The following is a 26709-nucleotide window of genomic DNA, read 5'->3' as shown; positions in this document are numbered from 1 at the left end:
TAAATCTTCCTGTTGTAAAAAACTGAAACAACTCTCGTTTAAACTAGCTATATTCTGAAAAAAACTCTCACAGGAATTAACTAGTTCCTCTTCTTAATATTATACATGCATATCCTCCTCTAATAGAATCCCATTCATCGTATCTGCAGAAATTTACTCAAACCTCCAACAAATACACCTTCAACTGCCCGATTTTATCCCTTACCGCAGCCGCTTTTTCAAATTCCAGATCTTTCGCAAAATCACGCATTTGTTGTTCCAGCGTTTTAAGCTCTTTTTCCAGTTCTTTACGGGATTTCGGCTTGTAGTCGGTTGCAGAATTTTCGGCTTTTTTGACCGCTTGTTTGCCCCGTTTTGGCTTGTCGGATTGTCCGATGTCGAGCAATTCGCCGACTTTTTTGTTCAACGCTTGTGGCGTGATGCCGTGTTCTTCGTTGTATTTCATCTGCTTTTCACGGCGGCGTTCGGTTTCGGTAATCGCTTTTTGCATTGAGTTGGTAATGCGGTCGCCGTATAAAATCGCTTTGCCGTTGAGGTTTCGGGCGGCACGTCCGATGGTCTGAATTAACGAGCGTTCGGAACGTAAAAAGCCCTCTTTATCCGCATCAAGAATGGCAACCAGCGACACTTCGGGCATATCTAAGCCCTCACGCAATAAGTTAATCCCCACTAGCACATCAAACATTCCCATTCGCAAATCGTGAATAATCTCTACCCTTTCTACGGTGTCAATATCGCTATGCAGATAGCGAACTCGCACGCCGTGTTCGTCCAAATAGTCGGTGAGATCTTCTGCCATTTTTTTGGTGAGCGTTGTTACTAACACTCGCTCGTCCACCGCTACCCTCTTATGAATTTCAGAAAGCAAATCGTCCACCTGTGTCGCAACAGGGCGAACTTCAATAATTGGGTCTAATAATCCTGTTGGACGCACGACTTGATCTACCACGTCAGGATTTTTCTCTAATTCGTAATTGCCCGGTGTCGCTGAAACATAAATAGTCTGAGGCGAAAGGCGTTCAAACTCTTCAAATTTAAGCGGTCGGTTATCCAGTGCGGACGGCAAGCGGAAACCATATTGTACTAAGGTTTCTTTTCTCGCTCGGTCGCCACGATACATTCCGCCAATTTGTGGCACAGTAACGTGGCTTTCGTCAATCACCAAAATACCGTCAGCAGGCATATAATCAAACAGGGTTGGTGGGGCTTCGCCCTCTTTTCTGCCCGAGAGATAGCGGGAGTAGTTTTCAATGCCCGAACAGTAGCCCAGCTCGTTCATCATCTCAATATCAAACTGCGTACGTTGGGCGATCCGTTGCTCTTCCAGCAATTTATTCTCTTTGATGAAATAAGTACGTCGCTCGGCAAGCTCGACCTTAATTTGCTCAATCGCCTCCAAAATCCGCTCTCGTGGGGTCACATAGTGGGTTTTCGGGTAAATAGTATAGCGTGGCACTTTTCCCAAGCTATGCCCTGTAAGCGGGTCAAATAGCGACAGATTTTCGATTTCATCATCAAACAGCTCTACCCTTAACGCCACTTCATCGCTTTCGGCAGGGTAAATATCAATCACATCGCCCCGTACTCGGAAAGTCGAACGCTGGAACGCCTGATCGTTACGGGTGTATTGCAATTCCGCAAGGCGGGAGAGAATTTCACGCTGCCCAATCATCGCCCCCACTTGCAAATGCAACATCATCTGCATATAAGCGTCCACATCACCCAAGCCGTAAATGGCAGAAACGGAGGCAACCACAATCGTATCTCGGCGTTCCAAAAAGGATTTGGTTGCCGACAGTCGCATCTGCTCGATCTGTTCATTGATAGAGGCATCTTTCTCGATAAAGGTATCGCTTGCCGGCACATAGGCTTCGGGCTGGTAGTAATCGTAGTAAGAGACGAAATACTCCACCGCATTTTCCGGAAAGAACGCTTTCATCTCGGCATAAAGCTGAGCGGCAAGGGTTTTATTTGGGGCAAGCACCATCGCTGGGCGATTGAGCTTCGCAATCACATTCGCAATGGTAAAGGTTTTGCCCGAGCCGGTTACGCCAAGTAAGGTTTGATGTGCCAAGCCGTCATTTAAGCCTTCGGTCAGTTTAGTAATCGCACTTGGTTGGTCGCCGGAGGGGGTGAAAGGAGAATGGAGAATAAAGGGTTTGCTGTTTTTACTCATTTGTATGCAATCTTAGAAAAATTAGTAAGATTCTAGCATAAGCAAGCGGTGATTTTTTTATAATTTTCTGCAAAAAAAGCAGGCTTTATAGCCTGCTCTTCATTCACTCACAAGAAATTAGCCTTAGATTACACCCTGCTCTAGCATAGCAGTCGCAACCTTTTTAAAGCCTGCAATATTCGCGCCATTCACATAGTTTACATAGCCACCTGCTTCTGAGCCATTTTCAACACAGTTTTGGTGAATATTCGCCATAATATCAAATAAACGTTGATCAACTTCTTCACGCGTCCAAGACAAGCGAATAGCATTTTGGCTCATTTCTAAACCAGAGGTTGCAACACCACCTGCGTTCGATGCTTTACCCGGTGCATAAAGAATTTTCGCATCGGTAAACACTTCAACAGCAGCAAGAGTTGAAGGCATATTTGCCCCTTCTGCAACACAGATACAGCCATTTTTGAGTAGGGTTTTCGCATCTTCCCCGTCTAATTCGTTTTGGGTTGCACAAGGTAATGCCACTTCACACGCGACTCCCCATGGTTTTTGACCGTCAAAATAGGCTAAGCCCTGCTCTTTCGCATAGACGGATAAACGCTCACGACGTTCATTTTTGAGTTCAAATAATGCTTGTAATTGTGCTTCTGTCATACCGCTTGCTGGGAACTGAACGAAACCATTTGAATCTGACACCGTTAAAACTCGTCCACCTTTTTGAATCACTTTTTCTGCAGCGTATTGTGCTACATTACCAGAACCAGAAATTACTACGCCTTTGCCTTCAATTGATTGACCACGAGTATTTAACATACTTTCAGCGAAGTAAACTGTACCATAACCTGTCGCTTCTGGACGAATTAAGCTCCCCCCCCAAGTTAACGATTTACCCGTTAAAACAGAAGTAAATTCATTGCGTAATTTTTTGTATTGACCATATAAGTAGCCAATTTCACGCCCACCTACGCCAATATCACCTGCTGGCACATCGGTATCCGCACCAATGTGGCGATATAACTCGCTCATAAAGGCTTGGCAGAAGCGCATTACTTCAGCATCAGATTTACCTTTTGGATCGAAGTCTGAACCACCTTTACCACCGCCCATCGGCAATGTGGTTAAGGCATTTTTAAATACTTGTTCAAAGGCTAAGAATTTTAAAACACCTAAATCGACAGTTGGATGGAAACGTAAACCACCTTTATAAGGTCCAATTGCCGAGTTCATCTGCACACGATAGCCACGGTTTACTTGCACTTGACCTTGATCATCAACCCAAGTCACACGGAAAGTGATCACACGCTCTGGCTCAACAATACGCTCTAACAAACCATATTTAGTATATTGTGGATTTTTTTCTAAGAATGGCGCAAGGCTACCAAAAACTTCTTCTACAGCTTGGTGAAATGGTGCTTGGTTTGGATCACGTTGTTTGATTTTTTGAAAAAGGGAATTGAGGGCGTGTAAATCGCTCATAGTGTTACTCCTGTATATTTAAAATTTTTGTGAATGTTGTGTTAAATCAAAACGCTGTGCAGTCTAGCAGTGATTTTAAACTTTGCAATAACAATTAGAAAAATTTATCCAATAAATTAAAAAAAGTATGCTTAAATGCTGTTTTTTTGTGCAATTTTGTGAGGCAGATCACATTTTATGGTCTTTCCATCCACTTTTTATCCCATTCAGCAGCAAAATCCCGTTTTATTCGGTAAAATAACGCTGCTTATCATTAGAAAAATTTATCTGAAGAAAATTTATGCAACAATCTACTCCAAATATTGATCCTCAAGAACTGGCTAAATTTGAAAAAATGGCAAAAACTTGGTGGGATCCACAAGGTGATTTCAAGCCCATTCATCTGCTCAACCCGTTGCGTAGCGCCTACATTAATGAAAAATCTCAAGGGCTTTTTGGAAAAAGAGTGCTTGATGTTGGTTGCGGCGGCGGCATTTTAAGTGAAGCGATGGCAAAACTGGGCGCAACCGTTACGGGCATTGATATGACTGATAAACCGCTTGAAGTCGCACGTTTGCACGCAGAACAAAGTGGGCTAAACATTGATTATCAACAAACAACCATTGAAGATTTTTTGCAAAAACAGACCGCTTGCAATGCGGAAAAATTTGATGTGATCACCTGCATGGAAATGTTGGAACATGTCCCTGAACCATTGTCGATTATCCAAAGCTGTCAAGCCTTATTAAAACCAAACGGTACGTTATTCTTCTCAACCATTAACCGCACGTTTAAAGCCTATATGCTAGTTGTGATTGGGGCGGAATATGTGCTCAAAATGTTACCCAAAGGCACGCATGAATTTGAAAAATTTATTAAACCGGCTGAATTGCTGAACTGGAGTGATCAGGTTGGATTAAGATGCAGTGAAATGGTGGGTTATCATTTTAATCCGCTTACCGAAAAATTTTGGCTTAACCAAGATGTGAGTTGTAACTATATTGCCGTAATGCAACACGCATAGCCTACTGCGAAAGCGTAACGGGTAGCATTAACGTATCTAAGACAAAACTCAGTGGCAGATCGATAACTGCCACTATACTAAACAAACTACCCTGCTGAATAGCTGAGAAATCACGTCCTACACCTGCATAAACGCTGTAATCTTGCTCAATCAAGCTAATAATCGTACCGCACCCCGATAATAAACAGGCGCAGCAAGCCAAAAAAATCCATCTACAAGCGGTTTGTTTCATATAAAAATCCTCAAAATCTAGCACATTCTAATCAACGTAATGAATTTCTGCAAAAAAGTCGCCATTTCTGACTAAAAATGTTTTATAGTACGTTTTTCAATGCAAACTCAAATAAAAGGAAATTGTATGCAAAGCTACAACATTGCAGTATTAAGCGGTGACGGAATTGGCCCAGAAATTATGGCGCAAGCGGTTAAAGTACTTGATAAAGTCCAACAAAAATTCGGTTTCACGCTCAATTATAATTATTATGATATCGGCGGGATCGCGATTGATAACCATGGTACAGCATTTCCAGAAAGCACTAAGCTGGGGTGTGAACAAGCTGATGCCATTCTATTTGGTTCCGTAGGCGGGCCAAAATGGGAACATCTACCAGCAAATGAACAACCTGAGCGTGGCGCATTATTACCACTTCGTAAGCATTTCGCGTTATTCTGCAACTTGCGCCCAGCTACACTTTATAAAGGCTTGGAACAATTCTGTCCTTTGCGTGCTGATATTGCAGCTAAAGGGTTTGATATGGTAACTGTACGTGAATTGACTGGTGGAATCTATTTTGGTCAGCCTAAAGGTCGTGAAGGTGAAGGGGCGAATGAAAAAGCCTTTGACACAGAGGTATATCATCGCTATGAAATTGAGCGTATCGCTCGTGTCGCGTTCGAAACGGCGATGAAACGTAAAAAACACGTAACCTCAGTAGATAAAGCGAATGTACTAATGAGCTCGATTTTATGGCGTGAAGTCGTTAATGAAATGGCAAAAGAATATCCTGAAGTCAAGCTCGACCATATCTATATTGATAACGCGACGATGCAATTGATTAAACAGCCAGAGTTCTTTGATGTGTTACTCTGTTCTAATATTTTCGGTGATATTATTTCTGATGAATGTGCCATGATTACAGGATCAATGGGAATGCTGCCGTCTGCCAGCTTAAATGAAAAAGGTTTTGGCTTGTATGAACCGGCAGGCGGTTCTGCTCCAGACATTGCAGGCAAAAATATTGCTAACCCTATTGCCCAAATTCTGTCTGCGGCAATGATGTTACGTTATAGTTTTAATCTTGAAGATGCCGCCGTTGCCATTGAAAATGCCGTGAAAAAAGTATTAGCCGAAGGCTACCGCACCGCTGATTTAGCCGATCAATCCACGCCGGTTTCAACCAGCGAAATGGGCGATTTAATTGCTAATAATATCTAAATAGCAAATAAAAAATCCAACAAGCGGTTAAAAAATACGAACTTTTTGCAAACGCCAAAATGCTTCGAAAGCCCCAAAATAAACCCATCTAAATTGGCACATGTGAAAAAGATGGGTTTGTCTGTAAGGTGTGTTGATGCTTAAAATCCTCGACCAAGTCGAGGATTTTTAGAACGATCAAATAGCTAGAAATCAATCATTACTTTCATCGCTTTCTCTTCTGCGGCATGCTTGAATACATTATAAGCTTTTTCCATTTCGCTAAATTTGAAATGATGACTTGCTAAACGATGCAGAGGCAATTTTCCACACTGGCAGGTTTTCAATAACATTCCTGTCGTATTTGCATTCACTAAACCGGTAGTGATATTGAGGTTTTTAATCCAAAGCTTATCAATATTAAATTGTACGGGCTGACCATGAACCCCTACGTTAGCGAGGTGTCCTCCCTCTTTCACTACATTTTGACAAATATCCCATGTAGCGGGATAACCCACGGCCTCAATCGCACAATCTACACCTCGTCCATCAGTTAAAGCCAATATTCTTGCTACTGCATCTTCTTTTTTGGAATTGATCACATGACTTGCACCGAGCTCTTTAGCCAGCCCAAGACGGTTATCATCCATATCTACCATAATAATTTCAGCAGGTGAATAAAATTGTGCGGTAAGTAACGCTGACATGCCTATTGGCCCTGCACCAACAATTGCTACGCTGTCTCCAGGTTTTACGTCGCCATATTGCACACCAATTTCATGGCTTGTCGGTAAAATATCCGAGAGTAACACTGCCACATCTTCATTAATATCATCTGGTAGGTGATAAAGAGAGTTATCCGCAAAAGGTGTGCGAACATATTCTGCATGTGTGCCATCAATCATGTAACCCATAATCCAACCTCCGCCATTACGACAATGCGCATATAGCTGTTTCTGGCAGTTCTCACAGGTGCCACAACGACTAACACAAGAAATAATCACTTTATCCCCTCGTTTAAAGTTTTTTACACCCTCCCCCACTTCCTCTACAACGCCAATTCCTTCATGCCCGAGAATTCGTCCATTCCATGTGCCAGTTTGAGCCAACGCAGTTTGTTCAATTTCAGGATTTTTGCCTTTCCAAATTCCTAAATCCGTACCACAAATAGTTGATTTAGTTAAGCGAATAATTGCATCAGTAGCAGATTGAATAGTCGGAATAGGGCGCTCCTCAAAACGAATGTCATTTTCGCCGTAATAGGTCATTGCTTTCATTGTCGCCATAATTTTCTCCTTAATTAGTGGATAAAAGTAAGATTCCAATGTTATTTGGTGGGATTGAATACTAATAGTACTCATATTCACTATAGATCAGGCAATAGTTAAATTGCAACCATTTTTTAACTTAATTAACATAAAATTAACCAAAGATAATACTGAATAAGGGATGCACATGAGTGCCCATCAAGTAGAATTCCAGCTAAATCACGATATTTTTACTTTTTCTTGATTAAAGCAACCGTTTGCGGTATTTATACAGAACGATAACGTTATAAACAGATTTTTATGTATTCAAAAATTCTGCAATGAATATTTCAAATTTGTTAAACCTTTTCTCTTCACTATCCTTACTTGGAGTTATTATGAAAATACGACAATTTGTACTCACAACACTAACACTAGGATTATTAACTTTCTCTCTAACAGCATGTGATGATAAAACACAAGCAAACGGAACCAGCACTGGGCAGGGGGCTATAGATGCTATAGATAAAGTACAGAGCAAATTTGTTACAATCGCAACCGGTGGCGCTTCCGGCCCTTACAATATTATCGCAACAACACTTGCCGATATTTATGCCAAACAATTGGCAACCAATTCTAAAACACAAACCACGGGCGCATCAGTTGAAAATCTTAACTTATTGGCTCAAAAAAAAGTTGAGATGGCATTTGTGATGAGTGATGCACTCAGTGATGCTTTAAATGGTGTAGGGAGCTTTCCGACTAAATTAGAAAATATTGAACAAATTGCTGCGCTTTATCCTAACTATGTTCAAATTGTAACCTCTAAGCGTTCTGGCATTAAAACCATTACAGATTTAAAAGGCAAACGTGTTGCAACTGGTGCACAAAATTCAGGTGTTGAAGTCAATGCTCGTAATCTCTTAGCCGGATTTGGTATTAGTTATAATGATATTAAAGTGGATTACTTAGGTTATGCAGAAGCTGCAGATGCGTTGAAATCTGGCAGCCTAGATGCAGCATTCTTAACAAGTGGTCTACCCAACTCATCATTAATGGAATTACAGCAAGGCTTTGATTTGCAAGTCGTCGCTATTCCTACTGATGGGGTAGAAAAGATTGCCCAAGATAAAGCGTATTTCACCGCATTAACCATTCCTGCACACACTTATGGTAACGAAGCACCTATTCCGACCGCTGCAATTAAAAATGCGTTGGTTGTCCGCAAGGATTTAAGCGAGAATGATGTTTATCTACTCACTAAAACATTCTTTGAGAGTTTGCCACAATTACAAACTGCTCACCAAGCGGCAAAGGATATTAATATTCAAGATGCACAACAAGGTTTGGTTGCCCCATTACACGCGGGTGCCAAAAAATATTTTGATGAAATCAATGCCAAATAAGCTATGTTAAAGAAAAAATTCAGCCGGTATTTTGGGCTATTTAATGCTGTGATTTTACTGGCTGGATTTTTTCCGGTTTCTTATCTTTCTATTTCTAGTGGGGCACTTCATTGCAATATACGTAGTAAATATTTTAGTTTGCGTTGGCGACATTCTGTCGAAAAGCAATTATGGTATGAACACTACCGCCATCAAGCAAACCAATTTGAGCTATTTGAAAGCTGGTTACAAACCTTCGGTGCTGGAACACCTTCATATACAACAGCAATTACCAATGCACCTCAAGGTTATATCGGCTATAAGCATCAAATAAGAGTAAATGAACTGGATTGGGTGGTTTCACCCAATATGGAAGGAACATTTCTGGTAGAACACAAAGAAATACCCTTATATCAATATTTACCTGAGTATAGCGTCGTTCATATTCAATCAAAACGTGCCCCATTTTGGTTTTATCTGTTAAGGAGTTCTTGCAATGTCTCAAGCAAAAACGCAAAGCCCGCTAACTGAGCAGGAGATTTTGGAAAAATACGATCGTGAATCGCTCATGCGACAAGCGGGTCATTCTGTCCAAAAATTTGCAATCACTATAATTGCGGTGCTTTATTCACTCTTCCACCTCTATATTACTTTCTACCCAATGCCTACCCTTTTGCAACGCGCTATTCACGTTGGCGTTGGGACGTTATTAATTTTTTTGATTTATCCTGCTTCATCTAAAAGCCGCCAAAGCAATATGGCATGGTTTGATTGGGTATGGATTTTAGGTAGCATAGGGAGCGTAGGATATTTACTGCATCAATACCAAGCATTAATGACGGTACGAGGCGGGATTCCTAATACGCTTGATATTATTTTTGCGATTATCACTACCTTAGTGGTACTTGAAGCAACTCGGCGTGTAACCGGTTGGATCTTAATTTTGTTTGCATTGATTTTTTTGCTTTATCCATTTATTAGCTCCATGGATTTTATGCCGGATAAACTCCTAACTCGCCCTTACGATCTCGGGGATATTTTCGGGCAACTTTATCTAAAAACTGAAGGCATTTTCTCCTCTGCAATTGGTGCTTCCGTCACGTTCATTTTCTTGTTTATTCTCTTCGGGGCATTTCTTGCTAAATCGGGTATGGGGCAGCTATTCAATGATATTGCTCTTGCGCTAGCTGGTGATAAACAAGGAGGCCCAGCTAAAGTTGCTGTGATTTCCAGTGGTTTTATGGGCAGTATTAATGGCGCGGCAGTCGCAAATGTGGTCAGCACAGGGGCGTTTACCATTCCGTTAATGAAGAAAATTGGTTATCACAAAAACTTCGCAGGCGCAGTGGAAGCTAGTGCTTCTGTCGGTGGACAAATCTTACCGCCCATTATGGGCGCAAGTGCATTTATTATGGCGGAAACAACTGGGGTAAGCTATGCAACTATTGCATTAGCGGCTCTGCTGCCAGCACTACTCTACTATCTAGGGGTGATCGCTCAAGTGCATTTCCGAGCAGGTAAGCAAAATCTCAAAGGGCTGCCTAAAGAGCAATTGCCAAAATTTAAAGCAATCATGCAAACCCGTGGACACATGCTGTTGCCTATTGTGGCATTAATTTGGTTATTAATTGAGTCTGTCCCTATTGGCTATGCCGCCGCTTATACGATTGGTATTACCGTGCTTGTTAGCCAAATTCGCAAAGAAACCCGTATGGGCATAAAAGAAATTATTGAAGCGTTAGAAGACGGGGCAAAACAATCATTATCTGTGATGGCAGCTTGTGCCGTAGTAGGAATCGTCATTGGCGTGGTCAATCTCACAAGCTTTGGTAGTGTCATTACCTCTTCAATTGTGACCTTAGGTGCAGGTTCATTATTCTTAACGTTGCTCTTAACGATGATCGCATCCATTATTCTTGGCATGGGCTTACCATCGATCCCCGCTTATATCATCACGGCCACCATGGCTGCCCCAGCCTTAGCCACCTTTGGGATCCCAGTATTAGTCGCTCATATGTTTGTATTCTACTTTGGTATTTTTGCCAATATTACTCCACCTGTTGCTCTTGCTTCATTTGCAGGAGCTGGAATTGCACAGGGAGATCCAATGAAAACGGGTTGGCAATCGCTAAAATTAGCACTTGCTGGTTTTATTGTGCCGTTTATGTTTGTTTATAATCCGCATATGCTAATGATTGAAACGGCTAATGTTGCAGTCATGACAAAAACTTTCCCATTACCAAACGCCACGGAGATAGCTGTCGTCATTATATCATCAGTAATTGGTGTATTAGGGCTTTCCGCGGCAGTGGAAGGCTATTTTAAAAATCCAATGGCACTTTGGCAAAGAATTATACTTGCTGCTGGTTCATTAATGCTGATCATTCCTGAATTAATAACTGATTTGGCAGGTATTGCAATTGTGACAGCAATAATTTTGCTAAATTATCGCCAAAAATAACCGCTTGTAAAAGCCGTTTCACGGCCAATAATGGTAATCCAACTTTAAGAAAGTTTATGCTTATCTTTATTGTAAAAAAATAGCAAAAACCAAGCGCTTGTCTGTTTGATTAACTGGCTGTTTTGATTGAAACTCATAACCTAATTCATCACAGAGTAAGCGAATATCCTCCACACTGCTATGCACTGCAAGTGTGACCCATAAAACATCGCCCTTTGCGAGCGTCGCTAAGGCTTTTTTAATCATTAGCAACGGCAAAGGGCAACGATAGGCGGTTAAATCAAGCTGGTATTCCATTAGATTTTACGGCGTTCTGCCATTATTTTTCCCATTGTTTCCAACTCACTTTCCGCTAAATGCACTCGTCCCAATTCAAACAACGGTTCTTCAATTGAAATATGCAAATCATAGCCAGACACAAACCGCTTGATCAATTCAGGTTCGATATTCTCTAGCTTATCTGCCAGTAAATCCTGTAATTTCTCTCGCAGTTCATACCAGTTTTGGTGTAAAGCCTCGTGCTGGCTTTCCAGCTCATGAATGGCTTGCTGTGTTTCTGGTAACTTCTGAGCTAACGCAGGGAAAAAATCCTTTTCTTCATCATCATGGTGTAACGGTGCAGCTTGATTAAAGTAATTCAAAATCTGCTGTACATCGTTTTTTACCGCCTGATTTACGCCATTCTGAGCAATATAATCAGGCAGTATTAATAACTGACGACAAAACTGTTTAACCCGACTGTGGCAAGCATAAAGCATTTCTATCGGTTCATCCCAAGTGACGAATTTCTGAGGCTCTAAATTAAGCATTGTCTTGCCCTAATTGTAATGGGGGGACTTCTTTACCCATACGTTGGTAAAATTCCACCACAAAATCATCAAAACGATCATCTTCAATCGCTTGACGAATTTCAGCCATTAAGCGTTGATAATAACGCAGATTATGAATGGTGTTTAATCTCGCGCCTAAAATTTCATTACATTTATCTAAGTGATAAAGGTAGGCTTTTGTGTAGTTTTTACAAGTGTAGCAATCACACTCTGGGTCAAGCGGTGTGGTGTCCGTTTTGTATTTGGCATTACGGATTTTTACCACGCCATTAGTCACAAATAAATGGCCATTCCGCGCATTACGAGTTGGCATAACACAATCGAACATATCAATTCCACGACGTACACCTTCCACCAAATCTTCAGGCTTACCCACACCCATTAAATAGCGAGGTTTATCTGCAGGGATTTGTGGGCAAACATATTCTAGTATACGGTGCATATCCTCTTTTGGCTCACCTACGGCTAAACCGCCCACCGCATATCCATCAAAGCCGATTTCAACTAATTTTTCCACCGAGATTTTACGCAACTCTTCGTAAACACCACCTTGGATAATACCAAATAACGCATTTGGATTTTGCAGTTCATCAAAGCGATCACGACTACGTTTTGCCCAACGTAGTGACATTTCCATAGACTGTTTTGCATAATCAAAAGTGGCAGGATATGGCGTACATTCATCAAAGATCATCACGATATCAGAACCGAGATCGTATTGAATCTCCATTGACTTTTCAGGAGATAAGAAAATTTTCTCCCCACTGATTGGATTTTGGAAATGGACACCTTCTTCTTTAATTTTACGTAATTTACCCAAACTAAACACTTGGAAACCACCCGAATCGGTTAGAATCGGTCCATGCCATTGCATAAAATCGTGCAAATCACCATGCATTTTCATCACTTCTTGCCCAGGACGTAACCAAAGGTGGAAAGTATTGCCAAGTAAGATTTGGGCTCCCGTTGCTGCAACTTCCTCAGGGGTCATTCCTTTAACAGTGCCGTAAGTCCCAACAGGCATAAAAACCGGTGTTTCAACGTGAAACTCGCCTTTCGGGCGAGAGAAGGTTAAGCGGCCACGACGCGCGTTACCACTTGTTTTTTTCAGTTCATATTTCATAAATTTCTCGAATAAACAGTTCAAGCTAAAAGGAGAGGTATTCTAACTGTTTTTAGGATAAAAAGTAAGGAAGAATAGAAAGTGTTAATAGGTTTTAAGGCAAAAGTTATACGTTCAAATCACAGAGACTTCATCAGTAAATTTTTGAAAAGAAAAACTCTATTCGGTATATTTTCTTCAATTGTGCCATTTTCAAGCGGATAAACACACTACTTTAAATATCAACACAGGGAATAAAATGGCACGCCCTAAAGGATTCGAACCTTTGACCCACGCCTTAGAAGGGCGTTGCTCTATCCAGCTGAGCTAAGGGCGCGTAGTATTGGAAATTTACTTAGAGGGGCTTTTAGAAAAAGTGGTCGGCGAGATAGGATTTGAACCTACGACCCACTGGTCCCAAACCAGTTGCGCTACCAAGCTGCGCTACTCGCCGACGTAAAGTACTGTGCATTATAGGTGATAATTTCTTGTCGTCAATGCTTTTTGGAAAAATTGTGGTTGAATGGTGGTTATTTATGCATATTGCTAATTTTACTTATCAATCAAACATTTTTTTGCGAAAATAAGGCAAAATTAAAATTTTGTCTTATTATATAAGCAAACGTTTGCGCATGTGATATAATAAGCAAATCATAACTTTATGAGGAATTTTTATTTATGACTGCAACGATTATTTCAGGCACCGCTATTGCTAAGCAAATTAAATCTAACATTGCGCAGCAAATTCAATACTATAAAGGGGAAGGAAAACGAGCACCTGGCTTAGCCGTTATTTTAGTAGGCGCAGATCCTGCATCGCAAATTTATGTTGCGAATAAACGTAAAAGTTGTGAAGAAATGGGGATTTTATCAAAATCTTTCGATTTACCTGCTAATACCACTGAAACAGATTTACTGGCGCTAATTTCTCAGCTTAATCAAGATGACACAATAGATGGGATTCTAGTTCAGCTACCTCTTCCTGAACAAATTGACAGTAGTAAAGTTATAGAGGCGATTCGCCCAGATAAAGATGTCGATGGTTTTCATCCTTACAATGTGGGACGCCTCTGCCAGCGTATTCCGACATTGCGCTCTTGTACTCCCTATGGCATCGTTGAATTACTAGCAAGTACTAACGTAAATGTTCGCGGTAAGCATGCTGTAATTGTTGGCGCATCAAATATTGTTGGGCGACCAATGGCAATGGAACTATTAATTTTAGGCTGTACCACTACTATTACACACCGTTTCACTGAAAATCTTGAGCAACATATCCGCCAAGCAGATCTAGTGATTGTTGCGGTAGGTAAGCCACACTTAATCAAAGGCGAATGGATTAAAGAAGGCGCGATCGTGATCGATGTTGGCATTAATCGTGTCGAAGGAAAGATTATTGGTGATGTAGAATTCGAGACGGCCAAACAAAAAGCATCATTCATTACACCTGTCCCAGGTGGAGTTGGCCCGATGACGGTTGCAATGCTAATGAAAAATACCTTACAAGCTTATCAACAGCATACTGCTTAAAAAACAAAACCCCGCGCACCGCGCGGGGTTAGTTTTAGTAAAATTACAGTAAGCCGGCTTGTTTTAGCGCGTCTTCAATTACTGAATGGTATTGCTCAGAAAGTACCGTTAATGGTAGGCGTAAGCTTGGCTCACTAATTAAGCCTATACGGTGTGCTGCCCATTTAACAGGGATTGGATTACCCTCTACAAATAAGTTGTGATGTAAGGCATCTAAGCGTTTATTAATCACTTCAGCTTCATCAAATTTTCCTGCCAGTGTCAATTCACACATTTTTGCCATATCTGCTGCAGCAAGGTTATTGGTAACTGAAATAACCCCTTGCCCCCCCTGTTTCATTGACTCAAATCCTGTTGCATCATCGCCACTTAAGAAAATAAAATCGTCTCCTGCTAGCTCTTTAATTAATGGCAAACGACTTAAATCTCCTGTTGCCTCTTTTACCGCAACAATATTTGGAATTTCAGCTAGACGGCCAATGGTTTCAGGTTTTAAATCACACCCTGTACGTCCTGGAACGTTATATAAAATTTGAGGTAAATCAGTACACTCAGCAATGGCTTTATAGTGCTGATATAAACCTTCCTGAGTTGGTTTATTATAGTAAGGTACCACGCTTAAACAGCCAGCTACCCCACTGTCTGCAACTAATTTAGTCATCGTAATGGCTTCGCTAGTCGCATTTGAACCAGTCCCTGCAATAACAGGAATTCGCCCTGCTGCAAATTCCACGGTTTTGCGAATCACTTTCACATTTTCATCAATACTCAATGTGCTACATTCACCTGTTGTACCCACAGAAACAATACCATGGGTGCCTGCTTTAATGTGAAATTCGACTAGGCTTTTTAAGCCATCAAAATCGACTTCTCCATGTCGCATTGGAGTTATAAGGGCAACGATACTACCTGAGAAAAGCGGTTTAGACATAAAATTCACTCCTGTTTATAAGAAAAATTATGTTCGCTAGATTGCAAAAAACTTGAGAAATATGCAAGCAAAATTTTACACTTTGCAAAAAATCTCAAGAAATATACCGCTTGCTATTATTTCAACAAATCCGCTAATGTTTGCGCAATGCTATCTTCGTTATTTGAGCCTATTACACGTTTTGCATTTTGTTGCACTTCCAGCTCTGAGCCCCCCATTGCAATGCCCATTCCCACTAGAGAGAGCATACTGATATCATTAAAATTATCACCGAAAGCAATGACCTGTTTAGGATCGATCTGTTCTCGTTTTAATAGTTCTGCTAAGCAGTTTCCTTTACTATTACCTGTACGAGTAATATCTGCGCGATCAACCCAAGACCACTCGGGACTAAATTGATCAAGCGGTAGCTTTTCAACAAAATTTTGCATTTTATTTAAATCAGGATCACTAATCAGCACTTTCCAAATCGTGTTACCACTATCAACTAATGACAGGAAATCCTCTATTTGATGCACATTTGGGCGTACATCTTCTGGACAGCTTGCCACCCATTGCTGCAATTTTTCGAAATGGGGATTTAACACCTCATACACCATCGCATCGCGTGTATAAACTGCCGTATGAATTCCTTGTTGTTTAGCTTGTGTAATCAAGAAAGTCGCCTGTTCTGCACTCAAGGGATTAGATGCCAATACCTGATCATTTTTAAAATCATACAGATAAGTCCCATTACAACATACCACTGGCGTATCTAAACCCAATTCAGCATAGTATGGGCGGACTGCTGTATGGTGACGGCCTGTCACAATGAAGATCTTTAACCCCTTTGCTTGCGCTGCTTTAATTGCTTGTTTACTTGAATCTAAAATAGTGGCTTGGCTAGATAATAATGTGCCATCGAGATCGAAGGCAATCGCTTTATAAGACATAGATAACTCCATATAGACAAAAAAGGACGATTACTCGTCCTTTTTCATTTAATATTAAAAATTTATTTACCAGTGTTGTATGCTGGAGTTTGATAAAGTGGTGCTGGGCCAGTAGGACCTGCAACATTACCACCCTCGCTCTGTTTCAACACGCCGCCATTTGCAGAAATCACCACACGACGGTTAGGGCGCAAGCAATCTTTTTCAGCTTGACTTGCATGTGCATAGCCTTCACAAGCTTTAACTTGGTGCGCTTTACCTAAACCTACCGCAGTCATCTCTGCGGTAACGCCTTGTTGTTGTAAACGTGCTTTCACCATATTCGCACGGCGTTGTGAAAGATCCAAGTTATAAGCAACAGAACCTAAGCGGTCAGTATGACCTTCAATTTTTACTTGCTGAGCACCTGAAGATTTTAATTGTGCTGCAACATTATCAACAACCTCTTTACCTTTAGCTGTTAAAGTGTCTTTATCGAAATCAAATAAGAAGTCACCTTCTAAGTTATAGCTTGCGTTACCATTACAACCATTTGGATACCAGAAGAAGCTCTGAGCGTTCATATTTTTGTCGAATAAAATTTTAAATTGGCAAATTTTGTGAACGCCGTTTTCACGGTAGTTGAATGCATAGTCCCATTCACGAACGGCATATAAACCTTCTTCAAAGTGTGGACGACCGATTAAGTAGTACAATTGATCTTTATTCATACCGCGTTCAATTTGACGTACATTTTCCCAGTTTGGCCAAGAACCAAATTGAGAACCGTCATGGTTGAACTCAGACTCAGAAATTTTTGGGAAAACAGGATTATCTGTTGTACCTGCATCAGATACTTCGCTTAGGTTACCGCAAGCAGCTACAGCCAACGCAACGCTTGACAGTAATAAACCGCGAAAAACAGTCGTTTTTTTCATATTAGTAGTTCCTTTATAGAAAAGTATATTTAAGCTTATCAATAAGCTATTTTGCCTGTTAAGAGACAAAAACGTTTGCGATTTTACAATACTAATCTAGATTATTCTAGTTGGCTGATGAAATTTATTCAATTTATCGTAGAAAAATACTCAACTAATAGTTGTAAATTACGGCTACCACGAAACTCATTAATATCCAACTTATAACAAATTCTAGCGTATTTAATTGATAAATCTGGGTAATAACGTAAATCTGTATTAAACCAAATCCCATCTAAAAGCATGCCTTGTTCGTTTTCTAATAATAATTTTAGGTGCTTTCCTGCTAGCAAACGTTGTTGTAATACTTTGAAATTACCTTCAAAAATCGGCTCAGGAAAATTTTGTCCCCAAGGCCCTGCTTGGCGTAATAATTCAACGGTATGTAAATTAAATTCCCCTTTTTGTAATTCTCCATCTGTATATACAATACCTTGTAACATTGCTGGCTCGGCAAATTCATTTACCGTCTGATTAAACACCATTTTAAATTGCTCTAATTGACTCTGATGAATCGTTAAACCAGCCGCCATAGCATGCCCACCAAATTTCACAATCAATTCAGGATAATTACTGTCAATTCGTTCTAAAATATCTCGAATATGTAATCCTGCAATCGATCTTGCCGAACCTTTTAATAATTTGCTTTCATCACTTTCTTGGGCAAAAGCAATAACTGGACGATGAAATTGATCTTTAATTCTTGAGGCTAATATACCAATCACACCCTGATGCCAATCTGCTTGATATAACACTATGCCATGTGCCTGATCTTTTTGCTCTAACTCTGGTAACTTAGCACAAATAGCAAGTGCTTCCGTTTTCATTTCTTGCTCAAATTCTTTACGTGTTTGGTTTAAGCTATCAAGCTCCAAGGCCAATTGCCGTGCTAATGCGAGATTATCGCAGATCAATAACTCTACGCCTAACGACATATTTTCTAAACGTCCTGCCGCATTCAACCTCGGTGCAACCGCAAAACCAAGATCTGCCGCTTGCAATGTTGCCGCTTCCCTTTTGGCAATTTCAATTAATGCTTGAATACCCACTCGGCATTGCCCCGCTTGAATACGCAATAACCCTTGATTCACCAAAATCCGATTATTATGATCTAGCGGAACAACATCAGCAACCGTACCTAGTGCAACCAAATCTAATAATTCCGCTATATTAGGTTCTTTTGCTGAGAATAGCCCTAATGCTCGGAATTTTGCCCGCAATGCAATCATGACATAAAAAATAACACCAACCCCAGCAAGGTTCTTCGATGGAAAAGTACATTGCGGTAAATTCGGATTTACCATTGCATCAGCAACCGGCAAGCCGTCTGAAGGTAAATGGTGATCGGTAACCAATACCTGAATTCCCTGCTGTTTTAACAGCGCGATACCCTCAAAAGAAGAAATACCATTATCAACCGTTAAAACCAGATCAACGCCTTTAGCAATCACCATTTCAGCCACACTTTCACTCAGCCCATAGCCTTGTGAAAAACGATCTGGAATTAAATAATCAACTTGTTGGAAACCAAACTGCCGTAAGCCAATAACAGCTAAAGCAGTACTTGTTGCCCCATCGGCATCAAAATCACCCACAACGATAATTTTCGCCTGTCGCAAAAACATTGATACCAGTAGATCTGTAGCTTGATCGATATTCGCTAATAAACTCGGAGAATGAATGTGCTGCAACGTTAGCGCTAATTCATCAGGTGATTGAACCCCGCGATTTTGGTAAATTCGATTAAGGAGTGGATGCTCAGAAAGATGTGCCGTGGTTTGTGGCTGGCGTTGTTTGATCAGTTTCACGTAATTCTTTAAAAATTAAGAGTAAAAATAAACATTAACAAGCGGTAGTGTTTCGCAAATTTTTTGCAAAAATTTGTATGAAATATACCGCTTGCTAGGAGCTATTGATAATTATTCGTTTAGCATAGCCGCTAATTCTTTCGGCTCAACATAGCCACGAATTAATTCTCCTTCTTTGGTTACCATATTTGGTGTACCATTTACCCCAAATTTTAAGCCTAATTCATAGTGTTTTTTCACAATTTTAGGTGTTTTTTGCTCTTTTGGTAGGTTGCCCTTTTCTGCTTCGTTTAAAGCGAATACCTTATCATCTGCTGTCCAAATTGCTTCCATTTGTTTTGCTGTTTTCGTATTCATGCCACCACGAGGAAAAGCCAAATAACGGATAGTAATACCCAATTCATTATATTCTTTAAGTTTGCTATGCAGAATATGGCAATAATGGCAAGTAATATCCATAAATACAGTCACAACATGTTTTTCATTTTTAGCTGGATAAATAATCATCTCGTTCTCCAAGGTGTTTAATTCTGCTAATAGTGCATTATTGGTAATATCAATCGCCTTGCCCTCTTTGAGTTCAAATACCTGTCCTTGAATTACAAAGCGACCATTTTCACTAATTTGCAACACGCCTTGATCTGTCACTGCCGTTTTGAAATTTGGCAATGCTGATGGGCTAATCACCACATTTGTTGCCCCCATTTTTTCTAATTGTTTTTTTAGGCTTGCATCATCAGCAAATGCCGAGCAGGCAAGTGAAAATCCGAGTAATGTAATTAGACTGTTTTTCATAAAAGTTCCTTAAAAGTTAGAGTTTCAATTTCGTTTCTACACCTTTGGCTTTGACCAAAAATGCTTTACGTTCTTTATCTGGCATTCCTGAGCCCGTCCCAGGCAGTTTAACCGTCATCGGATTAACTGGGTTACCATTAATATGAAATTCATAATGCAAATGTGCTCCTGTTGAACCGCCCGTATTTCCTGAAAGGGCTATCCGTTCGCCTTTTTTAACGCTCTGTCCGATTTTTACCAATGGTTTACTTAAATGCATATAGACTGTGGTATATTGCCCACCATGACGGATTTTAATATAACGCCCTGCGCCTTTTGCCTGATAGGCAACATGCTCAACTACACCATCTGCTGGAGCGATAATCGGTGTTCCTGTCGGCACGGCAAAATCGACCCCTTTATGTGGTCTTAATCGCTTTGAAATAGGGTGAATTCGTCTTGGGTTAAACGATGACGAAATTCTTGGGGTAAATTGTAATGGATAACGCGCAAAGCCTTTACCTAAAGTTTCACCGTGACGGCTATAATAGCGTCCGTTCTCAGCTTGAATTGCATAATAACTTTTGTTACCACTAATAATATGCAAAGCCTCCACATTACCTAAATCCGTTACCTTGCCATTGATATACTCCCGCTTGACTAAAATTGCAAACCTATCGCCTTTTTTCAGCTTATTAGTTGAAATTTGCCATTGCAAGCCACTAGCAAGTTGTTGGATTTGACGAGCCGACAACCCTACATTTTTCATACTGGCAACAAAATTACCATCAATTGTGCCTTTCACTACATCCTGTTTCCAAACGCCTTTTTTCTCGATTTTACGCACTGTAAATCGATTTTTTTCTTTGCGCTCAAACCGCTGCTCTTCCTTTTCTGAGACTAACCAATGCATGTATTCTAAATCACCATCAGCATCTAATCCCCATTGGAATTGTTGCCCTGTTTGTAAACTAGCCAGCTGCGGAAATTTGCGTTCTAATGCCTTTGAGAAACTCGCCGAAATACCAGACTGTTCTAACACGTCACGCAATTTATCCCCGCGGGTTACCGTATAGCTATAATGACGCGCTTTTCGTGGCTTTTCCGGTGTGCTATCAGGTTGTTCAGAGGACACTTTATCATCCAGCTTGATATCCCCTTGTGCAAGCGCGATGCTAAGATCTTCAAAAATTTCAGCATTACTGATCAGCATTTCACCCATGTTTGGCATTTCGCTATCAATATCATCATGCTCACTTAATTCATCTTCATAAGAAGTCGCATTTATATCTTCTTCTACTTGTCCAATAGTGTCTTCACCACTATCCGCCTCATTGATCTCAATATCAATATAGGTTGGTTCACCACTTAAAATATTCGCGTGCGCATCTGTGCCTAAAATGTCTCGTTCATTTTCAGAATCAAATTCTTTTCCCAAAAGAGTATGCTCTTCGAAAACTACAAGGCTATTTTTAGGTAAACGCGTATCTTCATTTTTTAGTGCTAATCCAATCCCAATCGCAATACAGATCAACGCCATAAAAAACAGCAACCCTCTTAGGCGAAGTTTTTTACGGCGTCGTTCTCTAGCAAAAACAACATGCTGCAAAATTTATTCCTAATCTCTATCTTTAGTTACCGTAAAATTTCTACAAAACTCAAGCACTTGATACAAGCTAAATCTTGTCAAAGGCTTAAAAATCCGCTAAGTTTAACATGTTTTATATCCATAAAAAATTTATTGCTATGAAAATTCAACGGATTCGGGCGAAAATTTCACCAACAAAGGTAGAAAAAGCCGAACCTTTACTGCGTTTAGAGCAGATTAACGTCACATTTGGGGAACAATCTATTCTGGAAAATATTAATCTTTCCATCTACCCTAACTCTATTACAACCATCGTAGGGCCTAATGGTGGCGGCAAGTCAACCTTGCTTAAAGTATTACTTAAGCTACAACGAGCCAACAGCGGCAATATATGGCATAGCAAAGGGTTAAAAATCGGCTATGTACCACAAAAATTGCATTTAGATTATTCTATCCCAATTACTGTTGCCAAATTTCTTGCTCTTAAGCCCAATAGCTCAAAAAGTGATATCCAGCAGGCTTTGGCGTTATTTAATATCACTCATCTTAGCCAAAATAGTATGCAAAAACTGTCCGGTGGAGAACTACAACGCGTACTACTCGCCCGAGCAATTTTGGATCACCCACAATTACTAGTACTCGATGAACCGATGCAGGGTGTGGATATTACAGGGCAAACCGAACTCTATCAACTGCTAAATAAAACACGTGAATGGCTTAATTGCGCGATTTTAATGGTTTCTCACGATTTGAATATAGTGATGGCAAATACTGATGAAGTGCTCTGCATTAATCGACATATCTGTTGTGCCGGCTCACCAGAAACCGTTACTGGTGACCCAAGTTTTATCCACTTTTTTGGTGATCAATTTGCCAATAATGTTGCTTTTTATAGCCACCATCACAACCATCATCACGATCTACATGGTGATGTATGTCATGGCCAATGCCGTCATTAAGGAAAATTATGTTTGATATTTTATTGCCTGCATGGATTGCTGGCTCATTACTGATTTTGATTACTGCCCCGTTGGGTGCTTTTGTAGTTTGGCGGAAAATGGCATATTTCGGCGATACATTATCGCACTCTGCATTATTAGGAGTATCACTAGGCATCTTCCTGCAAACCGATCCCTATATCGCTGTGATTTTGATGGTTGTGCTACTCGCTTTCGCATTAGTCTGGTTAGAACGACGTTCTAATCACTCAGTCGATACCTTATTGGGAATTATTGCTCATACCAGTCTTTCGTTAGGCGTACTCACTATTGCCTTATTAGACAATGTACGAGTCGATCTTATGGGCTACCTATTTGGTGATTTGCTCGCCATTCATACTGATGATGTTTTCTTTATCGCAATTGGCGTTGCCATTATTGGTGTTATTACCCTGATTTTTTGGCAAAAATTCCTTGCCATTACGGTCAGCCCTGAGCTTGCTCAAATCGAAGGGTTAAATGTTGAGCGTCTACGTTTATTGCTGATGTTACTCACCGCTATGACCATCGCTTTAAGTATGAAATTTGTTGGCGCACTGATCATTACATCACTGTTGATTATTCCTGCCGCAACTGCCCGCCGTTTTGCCCGCACGCCAGAACAGATGGTTTGTTACGCGATGTTATTTGGTTGGCTTGCTGTGTGTGGTGGTTTACTACTCTCCGCTCTGAAAGATACGCCAGCGGGACCATCGGTCGTGGTCTGTTCTGGTTTACTGTTTATTTTGGCGTTAATCAAAAAAACAGAAAATTAATCACAGAAAATATCCAAAAACATATTGAATTTTTTGCAGATTTTCGGTTAAATCACACCCCTTGTATCCCCTGTTTTAGGGGATTTTTTTGAAATAAATTTTTGGATGTGATTATGTGTCAATTATTAGGGATGAACTGTAATACTCCTACGGATATTACATTTTCTTTTGAAGGATTTCGACGGCGTGCAGGCTTAACTGACTGCCATACAGACGGTTTTGGCATTGCATTTTTTGAAGGTAAAGGTATTCGCATTTTTCGCGATAATAAGGCAGCTTCATCATCACCTATCGGTGATCTTGTCTCCCAATATCGTATAAAATCCTATAACGTGATTGCTCACATCCGTAAAGCAACCAAAGGCGGCGTAGTACTCGAAAACACTCATCCCTTTATCCGTGAAATTTGGGGAGAGAACTGGGTCTTTGCACATAACGGTACCGTGGAAAATCTCCAACATTGCCCAAAAAGCCACTACCAGCCGATTGGTTCAACGGATTCAGAGCTGGCATTTTGTTGTATCGCAGATAAATTAAAACAGCGTTTTGCCCAAAAGCCATCAGAAAAAGAAATTTTTGATGCGGTAGTTGATATCACCACGGAACTGGCAAATTATGGTGTATTTAATTTTATTTTGTCCAATGGGCATTGGATGATCGCACGTTGCTCTACTCACCTGCATTACGTTACGCGTAAAGCCCCGTTTGGCAAAGCACTGCGTGATGATGATGTAATGATTGATTTCCGCGAATATACCACAGAAGCTGACAAGGTTACTATCATTACCACCAAGCCCCTCACTAAAAACGAAAATTGGGTCAAAATGAAAAATGGTGGTTATGTCTTCTTTAAAGATGGTGATCTTTTATATGAAATAGAAGGCTCATTACCCGATAATTTAGATCATGTCTAATCATAAACGCACAAGCGGTAAATATTGAGCAATTTTTTGCAAAACTCAGCCATATAAAAAATGCACCGTTCGCAATTTTGCCAACGGTGCATTTGTTAATCTAGCCTTAATTTAGCACCCACACTCGACCATAATGCTTCAGATGACCAGCAGTATGTCCCGCTTTATCGCCAATACCTTGATATAAATCGAAATGCTGGCCTTTTACTGCGCCCCCTCGATCCAAAGCCACCATTAAACGTAACTCATGTTTACCTGTCCAGTTACCTTTACTATCAATTAATGGCATTTCAACTAACAAAACCGAACCCGATGGCACAAGATTCGTATCAGAAGCAACAGATGCTAAAGCGACTAATGGCACCCCTGCTGAGCCTTTGACATCAAAAGTTGGATCAGGACGGAAATAAACGTAAGATTGATTACGTTCTAACAAATTTTGCAAACGATATGGATTTCTCGCCGCCCATTCTTTAATGGCTTGAGTAGACATTTTTTCCTTAGCAATTTCGCCATCTTCAACGAGTAAACGTCCAATACTCGTATAGCTATAACCATTTTTATTACCATATGCAAAATGACGTAATTGCCCATCAACACGCATAAAGCCTGAACCTTGCACTTCCATCAAAAAATTATCTAGCATGGAATTAGAATAAGCTAATTCTAAGCCTTTGCCATTTAATGCCCCTGCATAGATTTCTGCACGCGAATATTTACGATTACCCTGCGGCACAGCATGCACAGGATGACGGAATTCACCTTGCGGGCGGCTGCGTGCTTCTATAACAGGAATAAAATACCCCGTCATCAGCACATTTTGATAACCATCCATGCCTCGCATTTGGCGGGTATAGATACCATATTTAGCAAGGTCGGCAACATTTCCACCTGAAGCCAACCAGCGAGACATTTTGTTATATGTTGAACCATAAGTTTCAGCAATGCTGTTTGAATATGCATTTACATAACGTAGCTGATTGATGAAATCTTTAGTATTAATTACTTTCCCACTCATATTCACGCCTTTACTTAGCGCCAGTGGCGTCGAGTGAGAAATGAATTGTCTGCCTTTAAATACCGCACCAAATTTTGCGGTTTCTGGATCAAAGTTAGTTCCTGCTGATGATTTTTGTTTATCACCACTACAGCTTGCAACTAATAGTGCTACAGCGGTTAAAAAAGTGAATTTTTTATATGCTTTCCAAGCCATGTCATATCCTTAAAAATAACAAAAGTAAGGTGAGAAATGCTGAACGTTTTAGTCTGGTGCGATTGTTAAACTTCAACACACCTTAATTAGAGTAGCAAAAAAAGCCGAAAAAGGATACACAAAACCCTTATTATGGGTTGGTATTTTCGGCTAAAGTTACGGCTTAATAAGCGATAAATGGCCACCTAAAATTTAGGTAAATTATCCTTATCAACGCCAATATAAGGAATACGCAAATTGCGTGCTTGCATCTGCCAAACTAAGCCCTCTGTTGCGGGTTTAGCAGTTGCTAAATTTTGAGCAACCTGCACCAGCGCTTTACTTTGACTCATCCCGTCATTTAACACAGTCGCGGTTAAATCGCCACTCTTCACTAAAGCTAAAGCTTCAGGCAAAGCATCAATACCAAAAAGCGGCAATTTTTTACCTGCTGTTTTCAGCGCATTTAACGCCCCCATTGCCATTGCATCATTATTTGCAATGACCACTTCAATTTCATCCGCTTTAGGGCTTGCTAGCCAAGTGGTTACTTTTTGTTGAGCCAATTCACTCTTCCATAATGCGCTATCGACAAAAATAGCTTCTGTTGCAATACCTTGTCTATTAAGTTCGGCAATCACAGCTTGGCTACGCGCCGCAGTATCAGGATGACCTAATTCGCCCTGCAATAGCGCATATTGAATTTTGCCATCTTTATTCAAATCAAAATTTGCATTTGCCTGCCAATGTTTAGCAATTAATTCACCTTGAATCTTACCCGCTTCTGAAGGTGGATTCGCCCCAACATAGTAGGCTTGTTCATAGCTTTGAATAGCTTTCTCACCAGGATCTTTATTAAAAAAGACCACTGGCATATTGCGCAATTTAGCTTTACCAATTATGGTTTCAGCTGCCATCGGATCAACTAAATTTACCGCCAAAACATCCACTCGAGGAACTAACACATCAACCTGATTATTTTGAATAGACTGAGCATTCTGAGAATCATTTAGCAGCAAATTAACTTCTTTCATACGTGCGGCTTCTTGTACTATCTCCTTACGCATTAATGACATAAAATTGTCATCATAATTATAGATAGCCACTCCAATACGTGTTTGCGCTGCCACAGACGAGATAGCAGCAAAACCAACAGCCAAAGCTAATGTATTTAACACAATTTTCATTGTTTGCTCCTTATCATGAAACTTCCATGTGGTTAAAAAAATTCTAGCGAAAA

At 40.4% G+C, this 26709-nt stretch carries 24 protein-coding genes and 2 tRNA genes; 9 read left to right on the top strand and 17 right to left on the bottom strand.

The annotated features are described in order from the left end of the window. Positions 1-157: 157 nt before the first annotated feature. Complete coding sequence (gene uvrB, locus EDC51_RS01165; protein ID WP_131927936.1) at positions 158-2176, bottom strand: excinuclease ABC subunit UvrB; 2019 nt, start codon at positions 2174-2176, stop codon at positions 158-160. Positions 2177-2299: 123 nt separating this feature from the next. After that, positions 2300-3649 carry an NADP-specific glutamate dehydrogenase gene (gene gdhA, locus EDC51_RS01160; RefSeq protein ID WP_131927935.1) on the bottom strand — a complete coding sequence of 450 codons (1350 nt, stop codon included), beginning with the start codon at positions 3647-3649 and terminating at the stop codon, positions 2300-2302. Between the two features lie 280 nt (positions 3650-3929). On the opposite strand from gdhA, the gene ubiG reads away from it, so the two are divergent. After that, complete coding sequence (ubiG, locus tag EDC51_RS01155) at positions 3930-4652, top strand: bifunctional 2-polyprenyl-6-hydroxyphenol methylase/3-demethylubiquinol 3-O-methyltransferase UbiG (protein WP_064317975.1); 723 nt, start codon at positions 3930-3932, stop codon at positions 4650-4652. 1 nt (position 4653) lies between these two features. On the opposite strand, the gene EDC51_RS01150 is transcribed toward ubiG, so the two are convergent. Continuing rightward, on the bottom strand, positions 4654-4884 hold the full coding sequence (locus tag EDC51_RS01150; RefSeq protein WP_025289290.1) for a YceK/YidQ family lipoprotein: 231 nt from the start codon (positions 4882-4884) through the stop codon (positions 4654-4656). 126 nt (positions 4885-5010) lie between these two features. On the opposite strand from EDC51_RS01150, the gene leuB reads away from it, so the two are divergent. After that, complete coding sequence (gene leuB / locus EDC51_RS01145; RefSeq protein WP_025267087.1) at positions 5011-6087, top strand: 3-isopropylmalate dehydrogenase; 1077 nt, start codon at positions 5011-5013, stop codon at positions 6085-6087. Positions 6088-6272: 185 nt separating this feature from the next. On the opposite strand, the gene EDC51_RS01140 is transcribed toward leuB, so the two are convergent. After that, positions 6273-7352 (bottom strand): zinc-dependent alcohol dehydrogenase family protein, encoded by a 1080-nt coding sequence (locus EDC51_RS01140; protein WP_015432439.1) that lies wholly within the window; start codon positions 7350-7352, stop codon positions 6273-6275. 359 nt (positions 7353-7711) lie between these two features. Here EDC51_RS01140 and EDC51_RS01135 point away from each other — a divergent pair, with 359 nt between their 5' ends. The 3 genes from EDC51_RS01135 to EDC51_RS01125 are packed head-to-tail and all read left to right on the top strand — an operon-like array spanning position 7712 to position 11159. Next, on the top strand, positions 7712-8719 hold the full coding sequence (locus EDC51_RS01135; RefSeq protein ID WP_131927934.1) for a TAXI family TRAP transporter solute-binding subunit: 1008 nt from the start codon (positions 7712-7714) through the stop codon (positions 8717-8719). A 3-nt stretch (positions 8720-8722) separates the two neighbouring features. Continuing rightward, positions 8723-9229 (top strand): DUF1850 domain-containing protein, encoded by a 507-nt coding sequence (locus tag EDC51_RS01130; RefSeq protein ID WP_131927933.1) that lies wholly within the window; start codon positions 8723-8725, stop codon positions 9227-9229. Then, positions 9195-11159, top strand: coding sequence for a TRAP transporter permease (locus EDC51_RS01125; RefSeq protein WP_131927932.1), 1965 nt, complete (start codon positions 9195-9197; stop codon positions 11157-11159). Before EDC51_RS01130 ends, EDC51_RS01125 begins: the two co-directional genes overlap by 35 nt. A gap of 66 nt (positions 11160-11225) precedes the next feature. On the opposite strand, the gene EDC51_RS01120 is transcribed toward EDC51_RS01125, so the two are convergent. The 5 genes from EDC51_RS01120 to EDC51_RS01100 all read right to left on the bottom strand — a co-directional run bounded on the left by EDC51_RS01120 (position 11226) and on the right by EDC51_RS01100 (position 13545). Beyond that, entirely contained in the window at positions 11226-11456 is a 231-nt protein-coding gene (locus tag EDC51_RS01120; RefSeq protein ID WP_131927931.1) for a sulfurtransferase TusA family protein, read from the bottom strand. Then, positions 11456-11968 carry a hemerythrin domain-containing protein gene (locus tag EDC51_RS01115; protein WP_015432435.1) on the bottom strand — a complete coding sequence of 171 codons (513 nt, stop codon included), beginning with the start codon at positions 11966-11968 and terminating at the stop codon, positions 11456-11458. The genes EDC51_RS01120 and EDC51_RS01115 overlap by 1 nt, the downstream gene beginning before the upstream one ends. Then, entirely contained in the window at positions 11961-13112 is a 1152-nt protein-coding gene (gene tgt / locus EDC51_RS01110) for a tRNA guanosine(34) transglycosylase Tgt (protein ID WP_131927930.1), read from the bottom strand. The genes EDC51_RS01115 and tgt overlap by 8 nt, the downstream gene beginning before the upstream one ends. Positions 13113-13351: 239 nt before the next feature. Then, positions 13352-13428 (bottom strand) — tRNA-Arg (locus EDC51_RS01105). A 40-nt stretch (positions 13429-13468) separates the two neighbouring features. After that, a tRNA-Pro gene (locus EDC51_RS01100) sits at positions 13469-13545 on the bottom strand. Between the two features lie 224 nt (positions 13546-13769). Here EDC51_RS01100 and folD point away from each other — a divergent pair. Then, complete coding sequence (folD, locus tag EDC51_RS01095) at positions 13770-14621, top strand: bifunctional methylenetetrahydrofolate dehydrogenase/methenyltetrahydrofolate cyclohydrolase FolD (RefSeq protein ID WP_015432433.1); 852 nt, start codon at positions 13770-13772, stop codon at positions 14619-14621. Between the two features lie 43 nt (positions 14622-14664). Here the strand turns inward: folD and dapA are convergent, their stop codons facing one another. The 6 genes from dapA to mepM all read right to left on the bottom strand — a co-directional run bounded on the left by dapA (position 14665) and on the right by mepM (position 21631). Beyond that, positions 14665-15552, bottom strand: a complete 888-nt coding sequence (gene dapA / locus EDC51_RS01090; RefSeq protein WP_025267089.1) for a 4-hydroxy-tetrahydrodipicolinate synthase — start codon at positions 15550-15552, stop codon at positions 14665-14667. Positions 15553-15668: 116 nt separating this feature from the next. After that, positions 15669-16484, bottom strand: a complete 816-nt coding sequence (locus EDC51_RS01085) for a pyridoxal phosphatase (protein ID WP_025289284.1) — start codon at positions 16482-16484, stop codon at positions 15669-15671. A gap of 62 nt (positions 16485-16546) precedes the next feature. Then, entirely contained in the window at positions 16547-17401 is an 855-nt protein-coding gene (locus tag EDC51_RS01080) for an OmpA family protein (RefSeq protein WP_025289283.1), read from the bottom strand. A gap of 128 nt (positions 17402-17529) precedes the next feature. Next, positions 17530-19248, bottom strand: a complete 1719-nt coding sequence (recJ, locus tag EDC51_RS01075) for a single-stranded-DNA-specific exonuclease RecJ (RefSeq protein WP_131927929.1) — start codon at positions 19246-19248, stop codon at positions 17530-17532. A 111-nt stretch (positions 19249-19359) separates the two neighbouring features. Further along, complete coding sequence (dsbC, locus tag EDC51_RS01070; RefSeq protein ID WP_015432428.1) at positions 19360-20043, bottom strand: bifunctional protein-disulfide isomerase/oxidoreductase DsbC; 684 nt, start codon at positions 20041-20043, stop codon at positions 19360-19362. Positions 20044-20059: 16 nt separating this feature from the next. After that, a complete protein-coding gene (mepM, locus tag EDC51_RS01065) occupies positions 20060-21631 on the bottom strand; it encodes a murein DD-endopeptidase MepM (protein WP_131927928.1) in 1572 nt (523 codons plus the stop codon). A gap of 137 nt (positions 21632-21768) precedes the next feature. On the opposite strand from mepM, the gene znuC reads away from it, so the two are divergent. The 3 genes from znuC (at position 21769) to EDC51_RS01050 (ending at position 24277) form a co-directional block, all read left to right on the top strand. Next, positions 21769-22569, top strand: coding sequence for a zinc ABC transporter ATP-binding protein ZnuC (znuC, locus tag EDC51_RS01060; protein WP_131927927.1), 801 nt, complete (start codon positions 21769-21771; stop codon positions 22567-22569). An 8-nt stretch (positions 22570-22577) separates the two neighbouring features. Then, positions 22578-23363 (top strand): zinc ABC transporter permease subunit ZnuB, encoded by a 786-nt coding sequence (gene znuB / locus EDC51_RS01055; protein WP_131927926.1) that lies wholly within the window; start codon positions 22578-22580, stop codon positions 23361-23363. A gap of 113 nt (positions 23364-23476) precedes the next feature. Next, positions 23477-24277, top strand: a complete 801-nt coding sequence (locus EDC51_RS01050) for a class II glutamine amidotransferase (RefSeq protein WP_025267094.1) — start codon at positions 23477-23479, stop codon at positions 24275-24277. Positions 24278-24383: 106 nt separating this feature from the next. Here EDC51_RS01050 and mltA read toward each other — a convergent pair whose 3' ends face one another. Further along, a complete protein-coding gene (gene mltA, locus EDC51_RS01045; RefSeq protein WP_131927925.1) occupies positions 24384-25490 on the bottom strand; it encodes a murein transglycosylase A in 1107 nt (368 codons plus the stop codon). Positions 25491-25675: 185 nt separating this feature from the next. After that, a complete protein-coding gene (gene mglB, locus EDC51_RS01040; protein ID WP_125135041.1) occupies positions 25676-26656 on the bottom strand; it encodes a galactose/glucose ABC transporter substrate-binding protein MglB in 981 nt (326 codons plus the stop codon). Positions 26657-26709 lie beyond the last annotated feature (53 nt).

Origin of the sequence: Bibersteinia trehalosi (assembly GCF_004346205.1) — a bacterium.
Taxonomy (GTDB): Bacteria; Pseudomonadota; Gammaproteobacteria; order Enterobacterales; family Pasteurellaceae; genus Bibersteinia; species Bibersteinia trehalosi.
This window is presented reverse-complemented; position numbering and strand designations above follow the sequence as displayed.

What these genes read in the sequence shown, in the direction of transcription:
- uvrB (WP_131927936.1), bottom strand. Translation starts at nt 2,176, where the DNA reads ATGAGTAAAAACAGCAAACCCTTTATTCTCCATTCTCCTTTCACCCCC.
- gdhA (WP_131927935.1), bottom strand. Translation starts at nt 3,649, where the DNA reads ATGAGCGATTTACACGCCCTCAATTCCCTTTTTCAAAAAATCAAACAA.
- ubiG (WP_064317975.1), top strand. Translation starts at nt 3,930, where the DNA reads ATGCAACAATCTACTCCAAATATTGATCCTCAAGAACTGGCTAAATTT.
- EDC51_RS01150 (WP_025289290.1), bottom strand. Translation starts at nt 4,884, where the DNA reads ATGAAACAAACCGCTTGTAGATGGATTTTTTTGGCTTGCTGCGCCTGT.
- leuB (WP_025267087.1), top strand. Translation starts at nt 5,011, where the DNA reads ATGCAAAGCTACAACATTGCAGTATTAAGCGGTGACGGAATTGGCCCA.
- EDC51_RS01140 (WP_015432439.1), bottom strand. Translation starts at nt 7,352, where the DNA reads ATGGCGACAATGAAAGCAATGACCTATTACGGCGAAAATGACATTCGT.
- EDC51_RS01135 (WP_131927934.1), top strand. Translation starts at nt 7,712, where the DNA reads ATGAAAATACGACAATTTGTACTCACAACACTAACACTAGGATTATTA.
- EDC51_RS01130 (WP_131927933.1), top strand. Translation starts at nt 8,723, where the DNA reads ATGTTAAAGAAAAAATTCAGCCGGTATTTTGGGCTATTTAATGCTGTG.
- EDC51_RS01125 (WP_131927932.1), top strand. Translation starts at nt 9,195, where the DNA reads ATGTCTCAAGCAAAAACGCAAAGCCCGCTAACTGAGCAGGAGATTTTG.
- EDC51_RS01120 (WP_131927931.1), bottom strand. Translation starts at nt 11,456, where the DNA reads ATGGAATACCAGCTTGATTTAACCGCCTATCGTTGCCCTTTGCCGTTG.
- EDC51_RS01115 (WP_015432435.1), bottom strand. Translation starts at nt 11,968, where the DNA reads ATGCTTAATTTAGAGCCTCAGAAATTCGTCACTTGGGATGAACCGATA.
- tgt (WP_131927930.1), bottom strand. Translation starts at nt 13,112, where the DNA reads ATGAAATATGAACTGAAAAAAACAAGTGGTAACGCGCGTCGTGGCCGC.
- folD (WP_015432433.1), top strand. Translation starts at nt 13,770, where the DNA reads ATGACTGCAACGATTATTTCAGGCACCGCTATTGCTAAGCAAATTAAA.
- dapA (WP_025267089.1), bottom strand. Translation starts at nt 15,552, where the DNA reads ATGTCTAAACCGCTTTTCTCAGGTAGTATCGTTGCCCTTATAACTCCA.
- EDC51_RS01085 (WP_025289284.1), bottom strand. Translation starts at nt 16,484, where the DNA reads ATGTCTTATAAAGCGATTGCCTTCGATCTCGATGGCACATTATTATCT.
- EDC51_RS01080 (WP_025289283.1), bottom strand. Translation starts at nt 17,401, where the DNA reads ATGAAAAAAACGACTGTTTTTCGCGGTTTATTACTGTCAAGCGTTGCG.
- dsbC (WP_015432428.1), bottom strand. Translation starts at nt 20,043, where the DNA reads ATGAAAAACAGTCTAATTACATTACTCGGATTTTCACTTGCCTGCTCG.
- znuC (WP_131927927.1), top strand. Translation starts at nt 21,769, where the DNA reads ATGAAAATTCAACGGATTCGGGCGAAAATTTCACCAACAAAGGTAGAA.
- znuB (WP_131927926.1), top strand. Translation starts at nt 22,578, where the DNA reads ATGTTTGATATTTTATTGCCTGCATGGATTGCTGGCTCATTACTGATT.
- EDC51_RS01050 (WP_025267094.1), top strand. Translation starts at nt 23,477, where the DNA reads ATGTGTCAATTATTAGGGATGAACTGTAATACTCCTACGGATATTACA.
- mltA (WP_131927925.1), bottom strand. Translation starts at nt 25,490, where the DNA reads ATGGCTTGGAAAGCATATAAAAAATTCACTTTTTTAACCGCTGTAGCA.
- mglB (WP_125135041.1), bottom strand. Translation starts at nt 26,656, where the DNA reads ATGAAAATTGTGTTAAATACATTAGCTTTGGCTGTTGGTTTTGCTGCT.